The organism is Mycolicibacterium lacusdiani (assembly GCF_021916785.1).
Classification (GTDB): domain Bacteria; phylum Actinomycetota; class Actinomycetes; order Mycobacteriales; family Mycobacteriaceae; genus Mycobacterium; species Mycobacterium lacusdiani.
Genome location: NZ_JAKCFC010000019.1, coordinates 1 through 5,560, shown reverse-complemented (window position 1 = coordinate 5,560; position 5,560 = coordinate 1). Strand labels below are relative to the sequence as shown.

General features: G+C 56.7%; 3 rRNA genes. All 3 read right to left on the bottom strand.

What is annotated here, in order from left to right:
• Positions 1 to 51 precede the first annotated feature (51 nt).
• Positions 52 to 164: ribosomal RNA gene (rrf, locus tag LOK44_RS29585) — 5S ribosomal RNA — on the bottom strand.
• Positions 165 to 287: 123 nt separating this feature from the next.
• A 23S ribosomal RNA gene (locus tag LOK44_RS29580) occupies positions 288 to 3,416 on the bottom strand.
• Between the two features lie 447 nt (positions 3,417 to 3,863).
• Positions 3,864 to 5,385, bottom strand: a 16S ribosomal RNA gene (locus LOK44_RS29575).
• The 16S, 23S and 5S rRNA genes sit together here, the layout of an rRNA operon.
• Between the last annotated feature and the right edge of the window lie 175 nt (positions 5,386 to 5,560).

Genomic DNA, 5,560 nt, shown 5'->3' with positions numbered 1-5,560 from the left:
GAAATGCCAGTGGCCCCCAATCTTGGATTGGGGGCCACTGGTTTAAAGGGTGTTCGGCGGTGTCCTACTTTTCCGCCCGAAAGGGCAGTATCATCGGCGCTGGTAGGCTTAGCTTCCGGGTTCGGGATGGGTCCGGGCGTTTCCCTACCGCTATTACCGCCGTAACTCTATTTTCTTTTCAGCCCCTTGTGTTTTTGGTGGTGGGGTGTGGTCTGTCTGATTATCGTGGATGTGCGTGGTTGCGAACGCGTTGTGGTGCTTACACGATTCTTCCCGTGAAATGGGTTGTGTGTAAGTTTTCGGCCGGTTAGTGCCAGTTCCCTACGACCATTACTGGTCTTCTAGGTCTGGTCTATCAATCCCGTGGTCTGCGGGGGGCCTTATCCCACTCAATGGGTGAGAAGCCTGGTCTTGGAGGGGGTTTCCCGCTTAGATGCTTTCAGCGGTTATCCTGTCCGAACGTAGCTATCCAGCGGTGCCCCTGGTGGGACAACTGGTAGACCAGAGGTTCGTCCGTCCCGGTCCTCTCGTACTAGGGACAGGTTTCCTCAAGCTTCTGACGCGCGCGGCGGATAGAGACCGAACTGTCTCACGACGTTCTAAACCCAGCTCGCGTGCCGCTTTAATGGGCGAACAGCCCAACCCTTGGGACCTGCTCCAGCCCCAGGATGCGACGAGCCGACATCGAGGTGCCAAACCATCCCGTCGATATGGACTCTTGGGGAAGATCAGCCTGTTATCCCCGGGGTACCTTTTATCCGTTGAGCGACACCCCTTCCACTCGGGGGTGCCGGATCACTAGTCCCGACTTTCGTCCCTGCTCGACATGTATGTCTCGCAGTCAAGCTCCCTTGTGCACTTACACTCAACACCTGATTGCCGTCCAGGTTGAGGGAACCTTTGGGCGCCTCCGTTACTCTTTTGGAGGCAACCGCCCCAGTTAAACTACCCACCAGGCACTGTTCCTGAACCGGATATACGGTTCGAGGTTAGAAGCCCAATACGATCAGAGTGGTATTTCAACGATGACTCCACCCACACTGGCGTGCGGGTTTCACAGTCTCCCACCTATCCTACACAAACCGTACCGAGCGCCAATACCAAGTTGTAGTGAAGGTCCCGGGGTCTTTTCGTCCTGCCGCGCGTAACGAGCATCTTTACTCGTAGTGCAATTTCGCCGAGTCTATGGTTGAGACAGTTGAGAAGTCGTTACGCCATTCGTGCAGGTCGGAACTTACCCGACAAGGAATTTCGCTACCTTAGGATGGTTATAGTTACCACCGCCGTTTACTGGGGCTTAAATTCTCAGCTTCACCCCCCGAAGGGAGTTAACCGGTCCTCTTAACCTTCCAGCACCGGGCAGGCGTCAGTCCGTATACATCGTCTTGCGACTTCGCACGGACCTGTGTTTTTAGTAAACAGTCGCTTCTCACTGGTTTGTGCCACCCCCTCCCGCTGCCGGCCGCACGGGCCATGACGATATGGGGGTCCCCCTTCTCCCGAAGTTACGGGGGTATTTTGCCGAGTTCCTTAACCATAGTTCACTCGTACGCCTTGGTATTCTCTACCTGACCACCTGTGTCGGTTTGGGGTACGGGCCGTGTTAGCACTCGCTAGAGGCTTTTCTTGGCAGCATAGGATCACCGAATTCGCCTCACTCGGCTATGCATCACCTCTCGGACTACGTGACACCCGGATTTGCCTAGATGTCGTCCTACGGGCTTGCCCCAGTATTACCACTGACTGGTACGGCTACCTTCCTGCGTCACCCCATCGCTTGACTACTACCAGCGAAGGTCCCGCGCAGCCCCACATCCCCGCACACCCGAAGGTGATTGGTGAACGTGGCTTTGGGCGGTTAGTACCGCTGATTCATCAGGGACGCGCACACACGGGTACGGGAATATCAACCCGTTGTCCATCGACTACGCCTGTCGGCCTCGCCTTAGGTCCCGACTCACCCTGGGCGGACTGGCCTGGCCCAGGAACCCTTGGTCTTTCGGCGGGCAAGGTTCTCACTTGCCTTATCGCTACTCATGCCTGCATTCTCACTCCCACACCCTCCACCACACCATCACTAGGTGGCTTCACCGGTGTGCAGGACGCTCCCCTACCCATCCTTGACGGATGCCGCGGCTTCGGCGGTGTGCTTGAGCCCCGCTACATTATCGGCGCACAATCACTTGACCAGTGAGCTATTACGCACTCTTTCAAGGGTGGCTGCTTCTAAGCCAACCTCCTGGTTGTCTTCGCGACTGCACATCCTTTTCCACTTAGCACACGCTTAGGGGCCTTAGCCGGCGATCTGGGCTGTTTCCCTCTCGACGCACGGAGCTTATCCCCCGCCGTCTCACTGCCACACTGTTGACTTACCGGCATTCGGAGTTTGGCTGACGTCAGTAACCTTGTGAGGCCCATCGGCCATCCAGTAGCTCTACCTCCGGCAAGAACCATGCAACGCTGCACCTAAATGCATTTCGGGGAGAACCAGCTATCACGGAGTTTGATTGGCCTTTCACCCCTACCCACAACTCATCCCCTCAGTCTTCAACCTAAGTGGGTTCGGGCCTCCACGCGGTCTTACCCGCGCTTCACCCTGGCCATGGGTAGATCACTCCGCTTCGGGTCCAGAACACACCACTACACCACACACTCTTGTGTGGATACGCCCTATTCAGACTCGCTTTCGCTGCGGCTACCCCACACGGGTTAACCTCGCGACATGTCCCTGACTCGCAGGCTCATTCTTCAAAAGGCACGCCATCACCCCACGCTTTGACACGAAGGCTCTGACGGCTTGTAGGCACACGGTTTCAGGTACTATTTCACTCCCCTCCCGGGGTACTTTTCACCATTCCCTCACGGTACTAATCCGCTATCGGTCATCAGAAGGTATTCAGGCTTACCGGGTGGTCCCGGCAGATTCACAGCAGATTCCACGGGCCCGCTGCTACTCGGGAACACCATCAAGGCAGACATCGGGTTTTCACGTACCGGGCTCTCACCGTCTACGGCAGGCCATCCCAAGACCACTTCCGCTAACCACGACATTTTCTCACTGCCCACCAGGGAGGTAGCCCCGATGAGATGGGTCCCACAACCCCGCACACACAACCCCTACCCGGTATCACATGCATGCGGTTTAGCCATCCTCCGCTTTCGCTCGCCACTACTCACGGAATCACTTTTGTTTTCTCTTCCTACGGGTACTGAGATGTTTCACTTCCCCGCGTTACCTCCCGCACCCTATGTATTCAGATACGGGTAACACGACATCACTCGTGCTGGGTTTCCCCATTCGGACACCCTCGGATCAACGCTCGGTTGGCAGCTCCCCGAGGCATATCGCAGCCTCCCACGTCCTTCATCGGCCTCTGATGCCAAGGCATCCACCATGCGCCCTTAAACACTTACAAAGCACAAAACCATTAAACAAAGAAAAATCACACCACAACAAACCACCACACACTCAGAAACCCAACCCCCACGAAGAGGACCAGGCCCATCACGCATGCCAGCTTGATGCTCGCAACCACTATCCACGAATCAAACACCACACCCCACCACCAAGCGGGGCAACAACACACCACCCGAAACCAATCGGGCCGACCCCCCCACACCACCCCAGCACCCCCAACGGGGCACCCAAGAGGCAATGCACTCGAGTCGCGGGCCTGTTGTCTCAAAGCCCAATAGTGCGTTCAGTAGTTTCTTCGCGAGCCGGCATTTCCCTACCGGCACCGCACGTTTGCCATGTGCACCAGACCCCCACCCACTACAGGCATGAGGCCATCCAACGAATCGCCTGAATCACCGAACTCCCACACGATGCGGGCGGGCTCAGGTCTCGTGGTGCTCCTTAGAAAGGAGGTGATCCAGCCGCACCTTCCGGTACGGCTACCTTGTTACGACTTCGTCCCAATCGCCGATCCCACCTTCGACGGCTCCCTCCCACGAGGGGTTAGGCCACCGGCTTCGGGTGTTACCGACTTTCATGACGTGACGGGCGGTGTGTACAAGGCCCGGGAACGTATTCACCGCAGCGTTGCTGATCTGCGATTACTAGCGACTCCGACTTCACGGGGTCGAGTTGCAGACCCCGATCCGAACTGAGACCGGCTTTGAAAGGATTCGCTCCACCTCACGGCATCGCAGCCCTTTGTACCGGCCATTGTAGCATGTGTGAAGCCCTGGACATAAGGGGCATGATGACTTGACGTCATCCCCACCTTCCTCCGAGTTGACCCCGGCAGTCTCTTACGAGTCCCCACCATTACGTGCTGGCAACATAAGACAAGGGTTGCGCTCGTTGCGGGACTTAACCCAACATCTCACGACACGAGCTGACGACAGCCATGCACCACCTGCACACAGGCCACAAGGGAATACCCATCTCTAGGCACGTCCTGTGCATGTCAAACCCAGGTAAGGTTCTTCGCGTTGCATCGAATTAATCCACATGCTCCGCCGCTTGTGCGGGCCCCCGTCAATTTCTTTGAGTTTTAGCCTTGCGGCCGTACTCCCCAGGCGGGGTACTTAATGCGTTAGCTACGGCACGGATCCCAAGGAAGGAAACCCACACCTAGTACCCACCGTTTACGGCGTGGACTACCAGGGTATCTAATCCTGTTCGCTCCCCACGCTTTCGCTCCTCAGCGTCAGTTACTGCCCAGAGACCCGCCTTCGCCACCGGTGTTCCTCCTGATATCTGCGCATTCCACCGCTACACCAGGAATTCCAGTCTCCCCTGCAGTACTCCAGTCTGCCCGTATCGCCCGCACGCCCACAGTTGAGCTGTGAGTTTTCACGAACAACGCGACAAACCACCTACGAGCTCTTTACGCCCAGTAATTCCGGACAACGCTCGGACCCTACGTATTACCGCGGCTGCTGGCACGTAGTTGGCCGGTCCTTCTTCTGCACATACCGTCACTCGCGCTTCGTCTGTGCTGAAAGGGGTTTACAACCCGAAGGCCGTCATCCCCCACGCGGCGTCGCTGCATCAGGCTTGCGCCCATTGTGCAATATTCCCCACTGCTGCCTCCCGTAGGAGTCTGGGCCGTATCTCAGTCCCAGTGTGGCCGGTCACCCTCTCAGGCCGGCTACCCGTCGTCGCCTTGGTAGGCCATCACCCCACCAACAAGCTGATAGGCCGCGGGCCCATCCCACACCGCAAAAGCTTTCCCCCACCAGACCATGCGGCCAGCGAGGTGTATTCGGTATTAGACCCAGTTTCCCAGGCTTATCCCAAAGTGCAGGGCAGATCACCCACGTGTTACTCACCCGTTCGCCACTCGAGTACCCCGAAGGGCCTTTCCGTTCGACTTGCATGTGTTAAGCACGCCGCCAGCGTTCGTCCTGAGCCAGAATCAAACTCTCCAAACAAAAACCCCCACACCCAAAAGGCGCAGGCAATCCAGTATCAGAAAAATCCGATCAGACAAAAGACACCAAAACTGGCATCCAAAAAAACATCACACCCCTAAACGAGAAAAAGAGGCATGACCAAACAACAAACAAAAACCACCAAACACACTATTGAGTTCTCAAACAACACACC